This window comes from Singulisphaera sp. GP187 (assembly GCF_900129635.1).
GTDB lineage: Bacteria > Planctomycetota > Planctomycetia > Isosphaerales > Isosphaeraceae > Singulisphaera.
Genome location: NZ_FSRB01000001.1, coordinates 6,170,548 through 6,187,178, shown reverse-complemented (window position 1 = coordinate 6,187,178; position 16,631 = coordinate 6,170,548). Strand labels below are relative to the sequence as shown.

The 16,631-nt window shown below is 63.7% G+C and carries 9 protein-coding genes and 1 CRISPR repeat array; of the genes, 2 read left to right on the top strand and 7 right to left on the bottom strand.

The window, feature by feature from the left end:
* The first annotated feature begins 93 nt into the window (after nucleotides 1-93).
* Nucleotides 94-237: a hypothetical protein gene (locus tag BUS42_RS43820; RefSeq protein WP_159452285.1), complete on the top strand. Its 144-nt coding sequence runs from the start codon at nucleotides 94-96 to the stop codon at nucleotides 235-237.
* Nucleotides 238-306: 69 nt separating this feature from the next.
* Nucleotides 307-1,818 (top strand): cytochrome B6, encoded by a 1,512-nt coding sequence (locus BUS42_RS24230; RefSeq protein ID WP_074310421.1) that lies wholly within the window; start codon nucleotides 307-309, stop codon nucleotides 1,816-1,818.
* 161 nt (nucleotides 1,819-1,979) lie between these two features.
* Nucleotides 1,980-7,326: a CRISPR direct-repeat array (repeat unit 37 nt; unit sequence GTTTCAATCCGCCCCCGGCCCGGAGGCCGGGGGAGAC).
* Between the two features lie 288 nt (nucleotides 7,327-7,614).
* On the opposite strand, the gene cas2 is transcribed toward BUS42_RS24230, so the two are convergent.
* The 7 genes from cas2 to BUS42_RS24195 form a co-directional block, all read right to left on the bottom strand.
* Nucleotides 7,615-7,905, bottom strand: coding sequence for a CRISPR-associated endonuclease Cas2 (gene cas2, locus BUS42_RS24225; RefSeq protein WP_074310419.1), 291 nt, complete (start codon nucleotides 7,903-7,905; stop codon nucleotides 7,615-7,617).
* A gap of 61 nt (nucleotides 7,906-7,966) precedes the next feature.
* Nucleotides 7,967-8,998, bottom strand: a complete 1,032-nt coding sequence (gene cas1c / locus BUS42_RS24220; protein ID WP_074310417.1) for a type I-C CRISPR-associated endonuclease Cas1c — start codon at nucleotides 8,996-8,998, stop codon at nucleotides 7,967-7,969.
* Nucleotides 8,999-9,043: 45 nt separating this feature from the next.
* Nucleotides 9,044-9,730 carry a CRISPR-associated protein Cas4 gene (gene cas4, locus BUS42_RS24215; protein WP_074310415.1) on the bottom strand — a complete coding sequence of 229 codons (687 nt, stop codon included), beginning with the start codon at nucleotides 9,728-9,730 and terminating at the stop codon, nucleotides 9,044-9,046.
* A gap of 15 nt (nucleotides 9,731-9,745) precedes the next feature.
* Nucleotides 9,746-10,720 (bottom strand): type I-C CRISPR-associated protein Cas7/Csd2, encoded by a 975-nt coding sequence (gene cas7c, locus BUS42_RS24210; RefSeq protein ID WP_074310413.1) that lies wholly within the window; start codon nucleotides 10,718-10,720, stop codon nucleotides 9,746-9,748.
* Nucleotides 10,721-10,910: 190 nt separating this feature from the next.
* A complete protein-coding gene (gene cas8c / locus BUS42_RS24205) occupies nucleotides 10,911-12,959 on the bottom strand; it encodes a type I-C CRISPR-associated protein Cas8c/Csd1 (RefSeq protein WP_074310411.1) in 2,049 nt (682 codons plus the stop codon).
* Complete coding sequence (gene cas5c / locus BUS42_RS24200; RefSeq protein ID WP_074311414.1) at nucleotides 12,956-13,687, bottom strand: type I-C CRISPR-associated protein Cas5c; 732 nt, start codon at nucleotides 13,685-13,687, stop codon at nucleotides 12,956-12,958. The genes cas8c and cas5c overlap by 4 nt, the downstream gene beginning before the upstream one ends.
* Before the next feature lie 573 nt (nucleotides 13,688-14,260).
* Complete coding sequence (locus tag BUS42_RS24195) at nucleotides 14,261-16,573, bottom strand: CRISPR-associated helicase/endonuclease Cas3 (RefSeq protein WP_074310409.1); 2,313 nt, start codon at nucleotides 16,571-16,573, stop codon at nucleotides 14,261-14,263.
* Between the last annotated feature and the right edge of the window lie 58 nt (nucleotides 16,574-16,631).

Sequence of the window (16,631 nt, the reverse complement as noted above, 5' to 3'; positions counted from 1 at the left end):
AAACCCTTCGCTCACTCCTGCCGAGCCCGAGCTCATTCACGTTGTCGGCATGCGTTATGCAGGTGCCCCTCAACAACGAACAAGGAATCCGCGATGACTGCGAATGTCCAATTTGAACCCAAGGCCGAGGAATTTGCCAAGGCGACGGCGAACCCACCATTTCCCTTCGACCCGCTCCAGGTTGATCGCCAATTCACCGTGGTTTCGCATGACGGTCCGTTCGATCGGGCTGAGTGACGCGCGGCGGTATCGGCCGTCGCGGCCCCCACTCGAGGTTCTTGTTCTTCTCAATCGGGAGAGCTTTTCATGACACGAGAATCGGCCCCCATGACTCAAGGCAAGAGGACTCCCATCGTCCCCCCACTCGCGTTAGGCACCGGAACCCCACCCCGAAACGAGGGCAAGCGGCCCTGGCTGGTCGGCCCGGCCACGTTCGGCCTCCTGGTCATCGCCACGGTCATCCCGCCGGGGTTCGCCGCAGTCCGGGCGGAAGAGCCGGCGGTCAAGTCGAGCTACGACCAGATTGCCCCCGTGCTGATCGGCAAGGGAACGTTCCAGGCTGTGATGACCAAGGACAAGGCCGACAAGCCGCCGGTCATGGCTCGCCAGAAGGAACTGCTGGAGACGCGGTACAACCTCACCTCACGGCCGGACAGCAAGGTCCACATGACCCGCGGCAAGCCGATCCAGGTCGGGCCAACGGCCAAGCTGGCCGAAGGCCTGACCTGGGAGAAGTTGGCCGCGATGGATCCCGAAGAGGTCCGCGACAAGGGCCTCTTTCCCAAGGGCTACCTCCCTCTGCCGCACCCGAAGCACGAGGTCGGCGGCATGCTCTTCCCCCAGATGGAGATCAAGCAACTCCCTCGCCTCGAGCGGTTTGACCTCGATTTCGACCTTCCCGAGCACTTCCTCCCCGAGTTCCCCCCCGCCTTGTTCCTGACCACCCGGACCGACCTGGGCGACGTCTCCCAAGGCAAGATCATCACGGTGGACAACTTTCAGGAGCTCTTCCAGGGCATCCTGAACGCCAAGGACCTCGAAGGCCTCCGCTTGCTGGTCACCCAGTTCCCCCAGCAACAGTTCAACGCCACGAGCGACCGCAAGACCGAGAGCCCGATCGGGATGCTCGGCGTCTCTTGCTTCGATTGCCACGTCAACGGCCACACGTCGGCGGCGACCCACCTCACCGGCGACATCCGCCCGCAATCGCACCGCCGGCGGATCGACACCCCGAGCCTCCGCGGCGTCAACATTCAGCGTCTCTTCGGCTCGCAACGCGCGTTGAAGTCCATCGAAGACTTCACCGAGTTCGAACAGCGCGGGGCCTACTTCGACGGTGACCAGGTCTCGGCGGCCGCCAAGGGAATCAACCCCCTGGAGCGCGGCAGCCAGGTTCACTTCATGTCCGAGCTCCAAGAGCTGCTCGACTTCCCGCCGGCCCCCGGCCTGGGAATCGACGGCAAGCTCAACCCCAAGAAGTTCGGGCCCGACTCCCTGGAAATGAAAGGTCAAAACGTCTTCTTCGGCAAGGCCGACTGCGCCTCCTGCCACCCGGCCCCGTACTACACCGACAACCTCATGCACGACCTGAAGGTCGATCGCTTCTACAAGACCCAGACCATCAACGGCCTGGTCGCCACCTCCCAGGGACCGATCAAGACGTTCACACTTCGAGGCATTAAAGAGTCTCCGCCCTACTTCCACGACGGTCGGTTGCTCACGCTCGAAGACACGGTCGAGTGCTTCAACCTGATCCTGGAAACCAAGCTTTCCTCGGAGGAAAAGCAAGCCCTGGTCGCCTTCATGCGCCAGCTTTAACACGGCGACCGTCTGCCTTCGCCTTGATGTCGTCTCGGCCCTGACCGAATCCCCACGGCGCACCTGATCCGTCGTTGGGGATCCTCCCTCCCCCGGCGCGAGGGCCGGGGGAGACCGGTCCACACGCACTTGGCATCGCACCCGACTTCCTTGTTTCAATCGTTTCAATCCGCCCCCGGCGCGAAGGCCGGGGGAGACCTTCTCTGCCAGTCGGACGGCCTCCCTCCGATGCAGTTTCAATCCGCCCCCGGCCCGGAGCCGGGGAGACACGACGGCGGTTGCCGAGGATCTTGGCAGTGACCCGTTTCAATCCGCCCTCGGCCCGGAGGCCGGGGGAGACTTCCATCCTCCGGAACGGCGGCGTACCTAGTCTGGTGTTTCAATCCGCCCCCGGCCCGGAGGCCAGGGGAGACTTTTTGTCTGCCCGAACCGATCCATTCGTCGCAAGTTTCAATCCGCCCCCGGCCCGGAGGTCGGGGGAGACCCTCGTGGCCGGTTCCGCCATGATGTTGCACGGCTGTTTCAATCCGCCCCCGGCCCGGAGGCCGGGGGAGACCTCCCGGAGTCGCGCAGCTCTGGCCGCCAGATTTTGTTTCAATCCGCCCCCGGCCCGGAGGCCGGGGGAGACGCGCTTTCGCCAGGTCGCCACACACGATCAGGGAGGGTTTCAATCCGCCCCCGGCCCGGAGGCCGGGGGAGACGACGATGTCGGGGGTGAGCTGGCCGTTGTTGACCTGTTTCAATCCGCCCCCGGCCCGGAGGCCGGGGGAGACGAGGTTCCAGGGGATGTACAAGCCTTGCGCGGGCTTGTTTCAATCCGCCCCCGGCCCGGAGGCCGGGGGAGACGAGCGACCGATCCTCTTGGGTACGCCGTGGGTCAAGTTTCAATGCGCCCCCGGCCCGGAGGCCGGGGGAGACAGCGACATCGGGGGTATTCTCGCCGCAAAAAAATTCGTTTCAATCCGCCCCCGGCCCGGAGGCCGGGGGAGACCGAGCCCTCGCCGAAGGCCACCTCGTCTTCGTTGCGTTTCAATCCGCCCCCGGCCCGGAGGCCGGGGGAGACGGAACGGACAAGGTTAACGCGGTGACTTGCGTGATGTTTCAATCCGCCCCCGGCCCGGAGGCCGGGGGAGACTCGATCACTGCTATTCCTGCCTGGTTTTGGGCAGTTTCAATCCGCCCCCGGCCCGGAGGCCGGGGGAGACTCGATCACTGCTATTCCTGCCTGGTTTTGGGCAGTTTCAATCCGCCCCCGGCCCGGAGGCCGGGGGAGACCAGTTAACGATCTGAACGCCATTGCAGTACATTTGTTTCAATCCGCCCCCGGCCCGGAGGCCGGGGGAGACGCGCGACGACGTCCTCGAGCGTGACTGTTTGCTTCTGGTTTCAATCCGCCCCCGGCCCGGAGGCCGGGGGAGACGCTTGGGCCAGGGTTTTGGTGGCGGGGATTGTGCCCGTTTCAATCCGCCCCCGGCCCGGAGGCCGGGGGAGACGAGATTTGGTCTTGGATCATGCTTGAGAACGTATTGTTTCAATCCGCCCCCGGCCCGGAGGCCGGGGGAGACGTGGAGGTCTGCCGGTCTCGGCCACCGCGACAAACGTTTCAATCCGCCCCCGGCCCGGAGGCCGGGGGAGACGCAGACGACCACGGAACCGTTAGGATAGAGGTAGGACTGTTTCAATCCGCCCCCGGCCCGGAGGCCGGGGGAGACTCCGGAGAGGCCGCGAGCTTGCTGATATCGCCAGTGTTTCAATCCGCCCCCGGCCCGGAGGCCGGGGGAGACAATCTCGAAACGGGACGCACCTACAAGATCGCGGTTTCAATCCGCCCCCGGCCCGGAGGCCGGGGGAGACGGGATCACCGATCGCCATCGGATCCGAAGCAAACAGTTTCAATCCGCCCCCGGCCCGGAGGCCGGGGGAGACGCCGACGGTCGAGTCGAAGCTCGAGGACGCCCAGTTTCAATCCGCCCCCGGCCCGGAGGCCGGGGGAGACAAGGCATCATGAACGAACTCGTCCGACTCCGCACGTTTCAATCCGCCCCCGGCCCGGAGGCCGGGGGAGACTCCCGCATGGGGGCCAAATTTACGGCATGACGTTCGTTTCAATCCGCCCCCGGCCCGGAGGCCGGGGGAGACCCCATGCCGTCCACCTTCATCTGGCAGAACAGCGAGTTTCAATCCGCCCCCGGCCCGGAGGCCGGGGGAGACTACCGGATGGGCTTCATCCCAGCGCCGACCGATGCGTTTCAATCCGCCCCCGGCCCGGAGGCCGGGGGAGACCGGTGATCGGCCAAGATCCAGCGGCAGGCCGCGCGGGTTTCAATCCGCCCCCGGCCCGGAGGCCGGGGGAGACCAGCGTGCCCAGCGAGTTCCGCAACCGTTGCGATGGTTTCAATCCGCCCCCGGCCCGGAGGCCGGGGGAGACGTTCGAGTCACCGTCGATCGAGTGAGTCAGATGGACGTTTCAATCCGCCCCCGGCCCGGAGGCCGGGGGAGACGACGCTGCCGAACTCCGGTCGCTCGATCAAGAGGTGTTTCAATCCGCCCCCGGCCCGGAGGCCGGGGGAGACGTCGAGCGAGTGGGTCCAGCGAGTAAGGGTTGAGTTTCAATCCGCCCCCGGCCCGGAGGCCGGGGGAGACCTCGATGGCGACCTCGGTGCCTTCGTAGAGGAAGTTTCAATCCGCCCCCGGCCCGGAGGCCGGGGGAGACCCGCTTGTCGCGATCGGCAACCTTGTGCTTGATGACGTTTCAATCCGCCCCCGGCCCGGAGGCCGGGGGAGACCGCCAAGGCACTTCATCGCGTCCACGACGAATTCCGGTTTCAATCCGCCCCCGGCCCGGAGGCCGGGGGAGACGGACGCTCGGGGACCTGCAGGTGGGAAAGCAGCTTGTTTCAATCCGCCCCCGGCCCGGAGGCCGGGGGAGACAGGTAACGCTTGACGCGACGGCCGTCAGGCAGGAGTTTCAATCCGCCCCCGGCCCGGAGGCCGGGGGAGACACCGGGTCGTTGAACAGGTACGACACGCTTTCGCGGTTTCAATCCGCCCCCGGCCCGGAGGCCGGGGGAGACACGCTTCGGTGGTCGCGGTGACGAGAGTCTGGAAGAAGTTTCAATCCGCCCCCGGCCCGGAGGCCGGGGGAGACGGCCAACGACTCCCCCGTAGTGCTTTGCCAGGAAGTTTCAATCCGCCCCCGGCCCGGAGGCCGGGGGAGACTCCAGGGATTCGACTCGAACGCGAACCCTTTCTTGTTTCAATCCGCCCCCGGCCCGGAGGCCGGGGGAGACGCCGCGTGGTTGAGAACGCGGAGGGCGACGAAGTAGTTTCAATCCGCCCCCGGCCCGGAGGCCGGGGGAGACGCCGAGCGGGTAGTCAGGAATGCGACCATCAGAAGGTTTCAATCCGCCCCCGGCCCGGAGGCCGGGGGAGACCCTGAGTCAGTCAGTATCAACGCCCGGATGATCCGTTTCAATCCGCCCCCGGCCCGGAGGCCGGGGGAGACGGGCTTCCCGGAGCGCCGGTCGATCGAGATTTTTGTTTCAATCCGCCCCCGGCCCGGAGGCCGGGGGAGACGGTCCCGCTTCAGCTTGTTGATTGCCCCATAGATGTTTCAATCCGCCCCCGGCCCGGAGGCCGGGGGAGACCGGCACGGAGTACTCGACGAACCTTCCGGAAGACGTTTCAATCCGCCCCCGGCCCGGAGGCCGGGGGAGACGCCTTTTCCCATCAGCCCCTCACTTCCTTATATATAGTTTCAATCCGCCCCCGGCCCGGAGGCCGGGGGAGACGAAGAACTCCCCGGTCTCATCAATACTAAAGTTGTTTCAATCCGCCCCCGGCCCGGAGGCCGGGGGAGACACAGCCGATTCGTTATGATTGGGAATGAGTGGAAGTTTCAATCCGCCCCCGGCCCGGAGGCCGGGGGAGACCCATCATGCTTTGGCCGAGGCCGAGGCGACGACGGTGTTTCAATCCGCCCCCGGCCCGGAGGCCGGGGGAGACTGTTCACACAGCACGACATGACCGCGCTCTTGCGTGTTTCAATCCGCCCCCGGCCCGGAGGCCGGGGGAGACTCTGGGTGATCTGATTCATCGTCCGGAATTGGCTGTTTCAATCCGCCCCCGGCCCGGAGGCCGGGGGAGACGGCACCTACTGGGCCGAGGTCGTCACGCTCAGCGGTTTCAATCCGCCCCCGGCCCGGAGGCCGGGGGAGACACGAAGTGCCACCGGAAGCACAAACAGCCATTGAGTTTCAATCCGCCCCCGGCCCGGAGGCCGGGGGAGACCATTATCGTCAGTCACGAACCCACATATTGATATGTTTCAATCCGCCCCCGGCCCGGAGGCCGGGGGAGACGTCGGTCGCGGTTTGCAGAGAAGTGATCAAGAGTGTTTCAATCCGCCCCCGGCCCGGAGGCCGGGGGAGACTTCGGACTGTTTGCCTGCGCGGAAAAAGAGGGGCTGTTTCAATCCGCCCCCGGCCCGGAGGCCGGGGGAGACGCGTTTCCGAAGCCAGATCGCGAGGCAGGAAGACGGTTTCAATCCGCCCCCGGCCCGTAGGCCGGGGGAGACCGTTGACCAGGGCGGTTTCGGCGTCCTTGAGCTTGTTTCAATCCGCCCCCGGCCCGGAGGCCGGGGGAGACCCCTCGGCCACCTTGTGCTGGACAGTCATTACGATGTTTCAATCCGCCCCCGGCCCGGAGGCCGGGGGAGACGATGTACGGCTCGACTGACCCCCACGAATACCCTGTTTCAATCCGCCCCCGGCCCGGAGGCCGGGGGAGACGCGATCCCGCGAGGTGTAGAGATCGGCACCGACAAGTTTCAATCCGCCCCCGGCCCGGAGGCCGGGGGAGACCCCGCACGACCGGGAGTGGTTTCGCGAATTGACGAAGTTTCAATCCGCCCCCGGCCCGGAGGCCGGGGGAGACGTCATGGCTTATGACGAGGGCGCCTTGGTCGGCGCGTTTCAATCCGCCCCCGGCCCGGAGGCCGGGGGAGACGGCCAATCGGAGCGGCGGATCCGCGCGGTGAATCGTTTCAATCCGCCCCCGGCCCGGAGGCCGGGGGAGACCCCGCGGTGACGGGGCGACGGTCGGGATGGTGGCGGGTTTCAATCCGCCCCCGGCCCGGAGGCCGGGGGAGACCTGAGGAGCTTCGCCTGCTCGGTCGGCTTCTCTTTGTTTCAATCCGCCCCCGGCCCGGAGGCCGGGGGAGACACAAACCGAGGCAAGAGCACCAGACAGTTGTTCCGTTTCAATCCGCCCCCGGCCCGGAGGCCGGGGGAGACCCAGGGGGCCGCGAGGATCAGGAAACTCTCTGAAGAGTTTCAATCCGCCCCCGGCCCGGAGGCCGGGGGAGACTCAATCGTCCCCGTGTCGCCGACACCGAGATGCTGTTTCAATCCGCCCCCGGCCCGGAGGCCGGGGGAGACGCAAAGCCGCTGGTGTTGTGGAATTGCTGTGGAGTTTCAATCCGCCCCCGGCCCGGAGGCCGGGGGAGACGGCCCGCCCCTAAGTTCAAAGGACGCCGGAGTTTGCATCGCGGAATTCGCGAAACTCTTTTTAAGCGGTACAGAATCCGGTGTTCTTGAGAGGGAGGCTCGCCGGAAGTCATTAAGGGGGCAGCTCCTTTCGACGATCGCGAAACCCCGGGGCTTGAGCCGGAGCGATGGGTTCGCGGAGAGCAAAATCATTCGGTTAGAGTGCTTCAATAAGAACGGAGAAGAACCGAATTGTCAAAGAGCGATTCGGAAGGGGGGGGCCGAAAGTCCGAATGTCGACGACAACGCGTCAGACGATCAACGGGCCTTCAAAGTCGAGTGGTTCTTTGGTTCCGTAATGCTCAATACGCTTGCGAACGGTCTCGTCGAGTGGATAGAAGCGCAGGCTGTCGTGCTGGGTGTCGATGAGAGATAGCAGAGCTTCGCGGAGCAAGACCCACTCTTGCGGACCCACGACACACTCAAAGACCGACTGCTGGACGCGCTGACCGTAGTTTTTGCAGGCGGTCGCAACCTTGCGCAGGCGACGTCGACCCTCGGGGGTTGTCGTCGCGACATCATAGGTCACTACAATAAGCATGCTTCTCTTCCGTTTCGATAAACGGGTGCCGGGATCGAGGCGGGAGGCGGTCGGGGGTCCGCTAACGAACGACGCACGGGACATAAACTTCGGAGTCGCCGCGGAGATGGCGGGCGAGGAGTTTGGCTTGCAGGAACGGGAGTTGGCCGATGCGTGCCGACGTGCCCAGGAGCGGGTGCGTCAACTCTTCGCGTTTGCGGGCGACGTAGGCTTGTACCAAGGTCTTCCTCGCCTCGACCGACATTTCCACGGCACCACCATCGCGACGGACGAAGTCGGAAGGGCCGATCTGACGGCGGTTGAGCAAGGTCAGTACCAGGCGATCGGCCACGAGCGTGCGGAACTCCTCCACCAGGTCGAGAGCGAGCGACGGACGACCAGGGCGATCGACGTGGAGGAAGCCAATGTCGGGGTCGAGCCCCGCGGCCGTCAGCGCCGCGACGCAGTCGTGAGTCATCAGGGCATAAGTGAACGACAGCAGCGCATTGACGGGGTCGAGCGGCGGTCGTCTTGAACGGCCGCTCATCGCGAGTTCATCGCGTTGGCTCCGGATCATCCGGGGGAACGCGGCGAAATAGCTGCGAGCCGAATCGCCTTCGCGGCCGCGAACCGAGTCGAGCGAGTCGGCCATGGGAAGCGATTCGACGTGTTCACCGAGCCGCGCGGCCGCCGCGTTCAAGGCGGCCACATCCTCGGCATCGTCCGTCTCTCGGGCTGACCGCAGTAACGAATTTCTCGCGTTGTGGAGCTTGCCCGCGATGAACGAGCGTGCGAGCGGCAGGCACGCCTCCGGCCGATCGGACCGGCGAAACTGCTCGCGCCGGAGCAGCACGTTGCCAGAGCGGGGGGCGTCAACCCGACCGATCAGCCGCCCCGAATCGCTCAGGTACGACAGGGCGACCCCCGACTCGAGGCAGAGCCCCACCAGCCCAGGACTCACCATGATCGGCCCGAAAAGCGCGATCGCATCGAGGTGATGGATCGGCAAAGAGAGCCGCACCTGCTTCTCGACCTCAACCACGACCGTCAGGTGGTCACGCCGCAAGTAGGCGCCGGCGGTGAAGACGTAAAGTGTGTTGAGTTGCACATCCACGGCAATTAATCCTTTCCCTCCGGATCGAACGGGGCAGTGACGGTATCAAGGCTGCGGATCGGAATAATGGGCCGAGAACAAGTCGCGAGCGAGCGCTTCGGCACGCCGAGGATGAGCGAACGCCTCAGGTAAACAATGGCCCCGTAGCGAACAGCCGCGACAGCGCGGCTTGAGCACGGCCGGGGGCACGGCGTGCGAGGCGAGCAGGGCATGCAAGCCGGCGATGGCCGCCTCGGTCTCGGCGCGGAGGATGTCGCTGAACGGAACCTCCCGTCGTTTCCGGCTCAGGGCATGGTAGACGGCTCCCGCGGGGACGGGCTCGCCGAGCATCTCTTCCAGGCATAGCGCCTGTGCACATAGTTGCACGTCATCATTATTCCATCGGCGGGACCGCCCGCGCTTGTATTCGACTGGGTAGGGGACCGCCCCCTTGGCGCGGCGGTCCCCCGTGAGCTTCGATCGCTTGTGGAACTCAACCAGGTCGGCACGGCCGTAGAGTCGGAGCCGTTGCGAGACGATCCAGAGCCCGCGCTCGGTGCGCACGCCGGGGCGACGCTCGACCCCCATCTTGTCGGCGCGTCGGTGGCCGATATCCCCTTGCCGGGTGTGCTCGTTGTGGACGTGGAGGGCGTCAAGGTGCCTCAGGGCCGCCCGACGGTCACAATACAAGTAGGCGTTGATGGCCGAGAGGGGGACGAGGTCGTCCCCCTCGGTGTCGTCGGATTGGGTCACGGGGATCGCCTCACGTCACGGGGTGCGCGGAGCAATGTGCCGGTGGAGCACCACACCAGGGAACTGCTTGGAGCGTCCCTTGGCGTCCCACTCCCCCTTGTCGAGATCGAGGCGGTAGTCGGCGAAGCTCTGGGGTGGCTTCTCCTTGTCGCGAAGCTCGACCGAGACGGACTCGAACAGCTCGTGCGCGTGGGCGCAGCCGAGCCGCGCTTCGCGCCGGTTCTGCTCGGCGTTGGCGCCGGCCTGGGTGCCGACGTGCTCGAAGTCGAACAGCCCGCGCACGACCATTTCGCCCCGGGCGGCCGATCGATCATGGTCGAACAGGTGGGTGAGGGCCTCAATTAAGAGGTTGTAGTCATCCTGGTCGAACCCCGTGTTGTCGGCGAACGCGGGCGAAACGTAGCACTTGGCCGAGTAGAGTCCGTACGGCACGATGTATTTCTGGCCCATCGTCCGTTCCTTGGCGGCATCCTCTTCCTTGGTGACAGCGCACCGCGTGATCGTCACCTCCTGAAACGTGATCGGATCGAACGACCGGCCGAACGTGAACTGCGCCGGGCCGCGGACCTGGCCGTAGGCGGATCCTTTCATGACCTCGTTACCCGTCGAGACCACCGCCCCGAAGGTACGGATGTCGTAGAACTCATTGCAGAGCCAATCCTTGACGAGTCGGGCGTGCTCGCCCTGATCTTTTCCTTTCTCCTTACCTTTGACTTTCCCCTTCGTTTCCTCGATCGCCTTCTCTTGCTCTCGATTCAGGACTGCGCCCTGCTGCACAAAGATTTTATAATTCTTGCCGTTGGGCTCCGGGGCGAACATCTGGACATAATTTCTGACCTTTCGTTTCAGGCAGACGTCCGAAACGAGGCCACGGTTCGAGAGCGCATCGACGCGCGGCTGGTTGCCAGCGTCGGGGTCGCCGTTCGGGTTCCCGTTGGTGACTTCGAAGAGGATCAGGATGTCGTGGCGATGGGCGATCGGCTGGGTCATGGCAGGTGATCTCCTCAGTTGAAGAAGCAATTATTTGCGACTGCAGCAAAAATGCCGGGATCTCGTTCCCACGCTCTGCGTGGGAATGCCGTCCGCGACGCTCCGCGTCGTCTTCTCCGGAGGGTGGCGCTGCCGAGCGTGGGAACGAGTTTCTCCCGCGAATTTCGGCCTCCGGGACAGACAAACCCGATTATTCGGACGCGGAATCGGCCAGGAATTCGTCGGTGGCATCCAGGTCGGGCGACGTATCGCCCGCGGCTTTTCTGGCCAGATACTCCTTGATGTCGCGATCGTCTTTGGCTTTCTGCTGGTGAAAGCCGAGGGCGAAGCGGCCTTGTTCCTGGAGCGAGAGCGTGCCCGGGAAATCGGGGGGGCCTCCAAAACTGACTGGAGGAAACAAGGCAGTCACATCGTTAAGCTTTACGGATAGTGCTTTGCCGATATACCGCTTCTTATGATCCTTCCTCAGTTTAGAACTGTGGTGTTTCTCAAGGCGGAGCAGGCGCGGGAACACGTTGCGAGGGAAGGTCGACGCGTTCCCATAAAACCTCGCCACGACATCGGCCACGACGTCTCCTTGAGCGGCGTACTGAATGTCATCCAGGATTGCCAGGAGCCGCCCGCAGTTATATGCCGGGTCGTTCGTCTCAATGAGCTGGCGTTCGAGCATAGGTTGTTTCTCCGATCGAATCAGGATCAACTTGAGCAGGGCGAATCGTGACGTCTGAAATCGAATCGCGTTCCCCGACTGCGCGGCCGCGATCCTGAGACGCTGCAAGAGTGGGGGGAGCAACGAGACCGGGTTGGCCTCCTCCAAGGCGGCCCGATAGAGGGCGTCGTAGACGGTGGACTGGACCTCCGAAGCCACCCGCGCGGTGGTCGCGGCTAGCGCATAGATCGAGAGCGGAAGTGGGCCGGTCCCGGTCGACTCGCCGATCGGCTCGACGTCGTCAGTCGCGGCCCGAGCCTGGTTCTTCCCCTTGCGCCCTCCTCCGTTCGCAACGCCGACGACTTTCCTCGGGACTTCGATCGGTTCGATGTCGAGGTCGGTAAACCAGCGCTTCAGCGCGGCGACCGCCGCGCGAAGCGGCTCGTCGAGCCAGCGGCGCACGACGATGCGGCCGCCGTTCGCGGCGAGCGTCAAGGAGCGGAACTGCCGGGTATCGAGGGCATGGTGGAAACTCCCCTGGCCTTCGAACGCGTCAAAAAACGTTTTGACGGCATCCTGAGCGGGCGTATCGAGCAAGAGGCTGAACGCCTCGCTGATTTCCGGTTCGGACTGGATCCAGGAGCAAAGGACGGCGTTGCCAAACCTGCGCCGGCAGACCTTATCTGCAAGAATTTCATTCAGGCCGAGAGCATAGGCCGCCGCCGCCTGCTCGGAAACCGGGGCATTCCAACCTCGTTCGAAGCCGTAGGAACTGAGCGAAGGCGTCGACGTGTCGAACGAGACCAGGTAGCCGCCGATCGGCGGCAGGCCGGGGACCCCTTTGATGAGCGTGCGATGGACTTCCGCAATTTGCTGGTTCTCGAGCCCCGTCACCAGGCAAACTCCCCGGTTGTTCGCTGACGACTCGGGGGCGTCGGCGAATCGCTCGCGGTTGAATTCCCCTTTCCAGTAGTCGTGGAGCGGAGAGCCCTTCTCGAACATCGGACCGCTCGTGACGCCAACCTTGAATGTGATCGTCTTCTTATCTAGCGGAATATCTTGTGTTGCCGTGATTGCGCAAAAGGTAGGTCGATCGTCCTTACCGAAGGGACGGAGATCGGCGATGCTCTTCAACGCGACTCGCCCCTCGGGCGTCGCGAGGTAGCGATCGCGGAATGCGAGGAGGGCGGTCAGGCTGGGGTCGGCGGTCGCCTTGTGGGCGTCGGCGATGCGCTGCCAGAAATGGAGGAACGCCTTCGAGGCGTTTTGGCCGTCGTCGGCGATCGGTTCGCCCGTCTTGCCGTTGCATCCGAGCACCTTGTCACAGGCCTCGGCCAGAAAGTTCGCCTTACCCCCCGAGTTGACGCCGGGGAATTCAGGCATCCAGAGCGGCCGCCCCGGCTCCTCTTTCTGGGCTTCTTTCTTCTTGGGATCCACAATCGTACGCGTCAGCAATTGCCAGGGAGATCCTTCGGCGATCGACCCGTCGGGCCTGATCGTGAGCACGAGATGGACAAGCCGCTCCTTGGCCTCCATCTCTTCGACTAGCCTGGCCTCCACGGCGTGCTGAAACAGGGCCTGGAGAATCATCGCGATGCCTCCCGTCGCACAAGCGTGACGCGATCGGGATGACAGGCAAGCCGGGCGTTCTCGATCCGCGCGTGGAAGAACACAGGGATCGGGGCCACCGAGCGGCCCGACACCCGATCGCGCGGGTCGAACACGTCGTAAAGCATTAATCCGAGATCTTCCTTGGGCCACTCCGAAGCACAGAGGGCCACCTCCGAAGGGTCGGGGACGAAGGCGAAGTGGGCGTCGAATTCCCGGCAACCGAGGTAAGGACGCGAGTAACACTTCCCCGACTGGGCTCGTCGCGTGAACAACCCATTGTATTTCTCCAGCGAATCGCGTGGAGGTTCCGCCCGCTGGGTCAGCCGGATCTCGGCGGTGATCAGATACTCGACGTCGGCCAGGGCCAGCATCCCGCGCTGGGTCGCATCCGCGGCGCCTCCACCCGCCCGGATCGGCGTCAGGTCGCCAGACTCGGCCATCGCCACGGCCGCGTCGCGGAACGAGACCACCTTCTTGACCTCGTTCCGCCGAAACGAGAACCAACTTCCCCGCTTAATCACTCCGATTTCATGAATGACATAAAACATCTGCGGTTCATAATAAATGGCTTCGAGCACCCCTCGCGCGGCACTCGGCGTTAAGAGCGGATACGAGACGCGTTCCGCCTTCAAATCAGGCCGGGTCGCACACGCGAAGTCGCCCCACACGCGAACCGACACAAGGCTCGGACTCTCATTCTTTTTCATGTCTTCTCCGGTCTTTTTCAACGACCCGATCCAGGGCGAGGAAGCCGCTCGCGACTCGTTCCCACGGCCCCCCGTGGGAATCAAGTCTGGGACGCTCCGCGCCCTCGGCTTTCGAGAGCCAGACGACGCGGAGCGTCGGGGACGGCATTCTCACGGAGGACCGTGGGAACGAGGGGGATTCCTCGCTCGATGGCGGGTCATTGTTCTTTTTTCCCTTGAGACACCAACCCACGACGCTCAACACCGCGCCCCCAACAACACACGAATTCCATTCAGAGCTATCGATCCCAACCCCGAATTCAACTCCACAATGGACAACGAATGATTGCAAGACCTTTTTTGTTTTCCCCGAACCCTTTTCACTTGTGATATACCGACGATATTACTGTTTCGTACAATGAACTTGACGAGTCAGAACCGCTGGACCTCAATAAGGTTGCAATGCGACCGATTCACCCATTCCCGCGGCCTCGCTCGCGGAGAATGGGTGCGGATTGAAACGGTATTTCACTTCTGAAAAGGGTGAAGACTCTCGGCCCGGCAGGTTGGCGGGACCGAGAGTCCCACCTCTCGTCAAATCAAGAATTGCTCTGGCGGAAGTTCTCCCAAGCGAATCCCGAGGGCGTCCTTGTCGTAAAGGCCTTCGTAGTGAAGCAATCCCTCGTCGGAACCGAAGACAGGGCGAAGATGAGCACCGAGGTGGGTGATCCACTGAGGGAAGAGGTTTACGACGAAGCGCTGAAGCCGTCTTCGGTCGTCGAGCGAGAGGAAGCCTCGGCGGCGAATCGATTCGAGCAACGCGTCGGCGTTGCCATAGGAGACAACGACTCCTTGTCCGGACTCGCCGATCATCTTGAAAAGGCGATCCACTTTCTTGAAGTTCACGGCATTGCGGGCGTGCTGGATCTCCTGAGCCGCTTCGCGGCCAATACCCCAGGCGATGAGCTCGCGGTGAAAGTCGGCGAACAACTTCGGATCATCGAACAAGCGATCAGGATTGGCGGCGAACTCGGCTAACCACAGACGGGTACGCTTGGTCGCTTCTTCATAGAATCCGTGAGGAGTGACGGGGCCGTCGGCAGGTTCGAAGACGACCACGCGCCCGCCAGGCGCCCCACCCAGTTGGGTCAAAAGGCCTTCACGGTCGCAGCGCCCCGCGGCTTGAATGATCGCGTCGAGCGGTCCGATCGCGCGAAACACGGTCGGAAAATCGAGGTCGACGCCGGCCTCCACGACCTGCGTGCTCACGACGAGGCAAGGCCCGCCCTGTCGGAGGCGGAGGGCGTGATAGATCGTCCCTGGTTTGGGATCATCCTTTTTCCCCAACACGGCCTCGCGATGCGCTGGGCACATGGTGCTGGAGAGGTGAAATAATCCCTGAACACCCTGGTTTCTCAGGCAATCGTACAGGTCTTGTGCATCTTTGCGCAAGTTAACGACAACCAAAGCGCGAGGTTCACTCTTCAAGCGTTGGGCGAGTTGGTCCCAAGTCCAACGTCCCTCCTGAAGAAAAGGGAGTTCGAGCCGGGCGCGGCGGAGGACGCCAAAGGTGCGTTGCGGATCGTCGGTCAGTTCGCGGCATTCGCCGGACTTGAACCCGGAAGGGAGGTTACTGGACGCTCCGAAGCTTGGGAGGGTGGCCGATCCCAAGAGAACCGAGACGCCGAAATGACTGCGCAGATCGCGAACGACGCTGAGAATGGGGTCGAGCAACGAGAAGGGCAAAGTCTGAACTTCGTCGAACAACACAACGGACTGAGCGATATGATGAAGCTTACGGCAGCGCCCTGGCCGGCGTGAGAACAGCGACTCGAGGAACTGCACGGCCGTCGTGACGATCACCGGGGCATCCCAGTTCTCGGTCGCTTGCTTGGCCCGGACCCGACCTTGCGTCTCGTTCTCGATTCCGGTGTCGCCGACACCGATTTCTTCCGCCCCTTCAATGGCCGAATGGTGCTCGAGCACAAGGTCAACGGGATCACCTTCCACGGTCAACGCTTTCCGGTACACCCGCGCGTTCTGCTCGATGATCGCCAGAAACGGCAATACGACAATCACCCGGCGCAGTCCGTGTTTCTCGGCGTGCTTCAGGGCGAACGCCATCGCAGCGAGCGTCTTGCCTGCCCCGGTGGGAGCGGTCAGACTGAAACACCCCGGCGGGAACGCCGAAGCAGCGACGCATGCGTCATAAACCTCGCGTCGAGTTCGGTTCACGGGAGTCGGCTCGGCGCCGTCGGACAATCGACGAACGTAGGCGTCGAGCCGCTCAAACAGAACGCGTGCCTGAAACGGAATCGGCTCGCGCGTGCGGCCCGTCATATACCGTTCCGTGTCGAGATAATCCGCATCGACGAGGCACGAGAAAAGCATGCGAATTCGAAGTTCGTCCTCAAACTCCACGCAAAGCCCCTTCGCTCCCCGCTTGATAAACTCCCGGAGTGGCGGAACGCTTCCGTTCGTGAGCTCAGGACAGTCTCGATTCAGCCTCGCGACCAGTTCCATCGACGTCTTGAGCGGGTTGAGGGCGGGATCCTTGAGTTGATCCTGCAGATCCCCAATGTCGTGCAGCCCTGCATGATGCCCCAAGATGGCCAAGACGACCGCCGTCGGAAACCGGCTCAAGCACGCCCCCGCCGCGCCGAAAACCGAGTGCCTGGTCTCCAACCCGCCCCGGCGTCTGCCGAACAGATACTCTTGAAATTCCCCACGAAACTTACCGACATCGTGAAGCCATCCGGCCGTGGCGGCCAAGAAGGCGAATTCAGGGTCTTGAGGACAGGCCGCGTTCGCCTTACTCCTCGCCCCCGCGGCGACGTCCCGGAGATGCGGGATCAAGCCGTGGGGTTTGCCGTCAAATCCGTCGCGATGCGCATACGCCTCTTCCATTAAATCATCCTTATTATTTAGATTCAGCAGAATCACTGCCACCAACGCCCCGACTTCG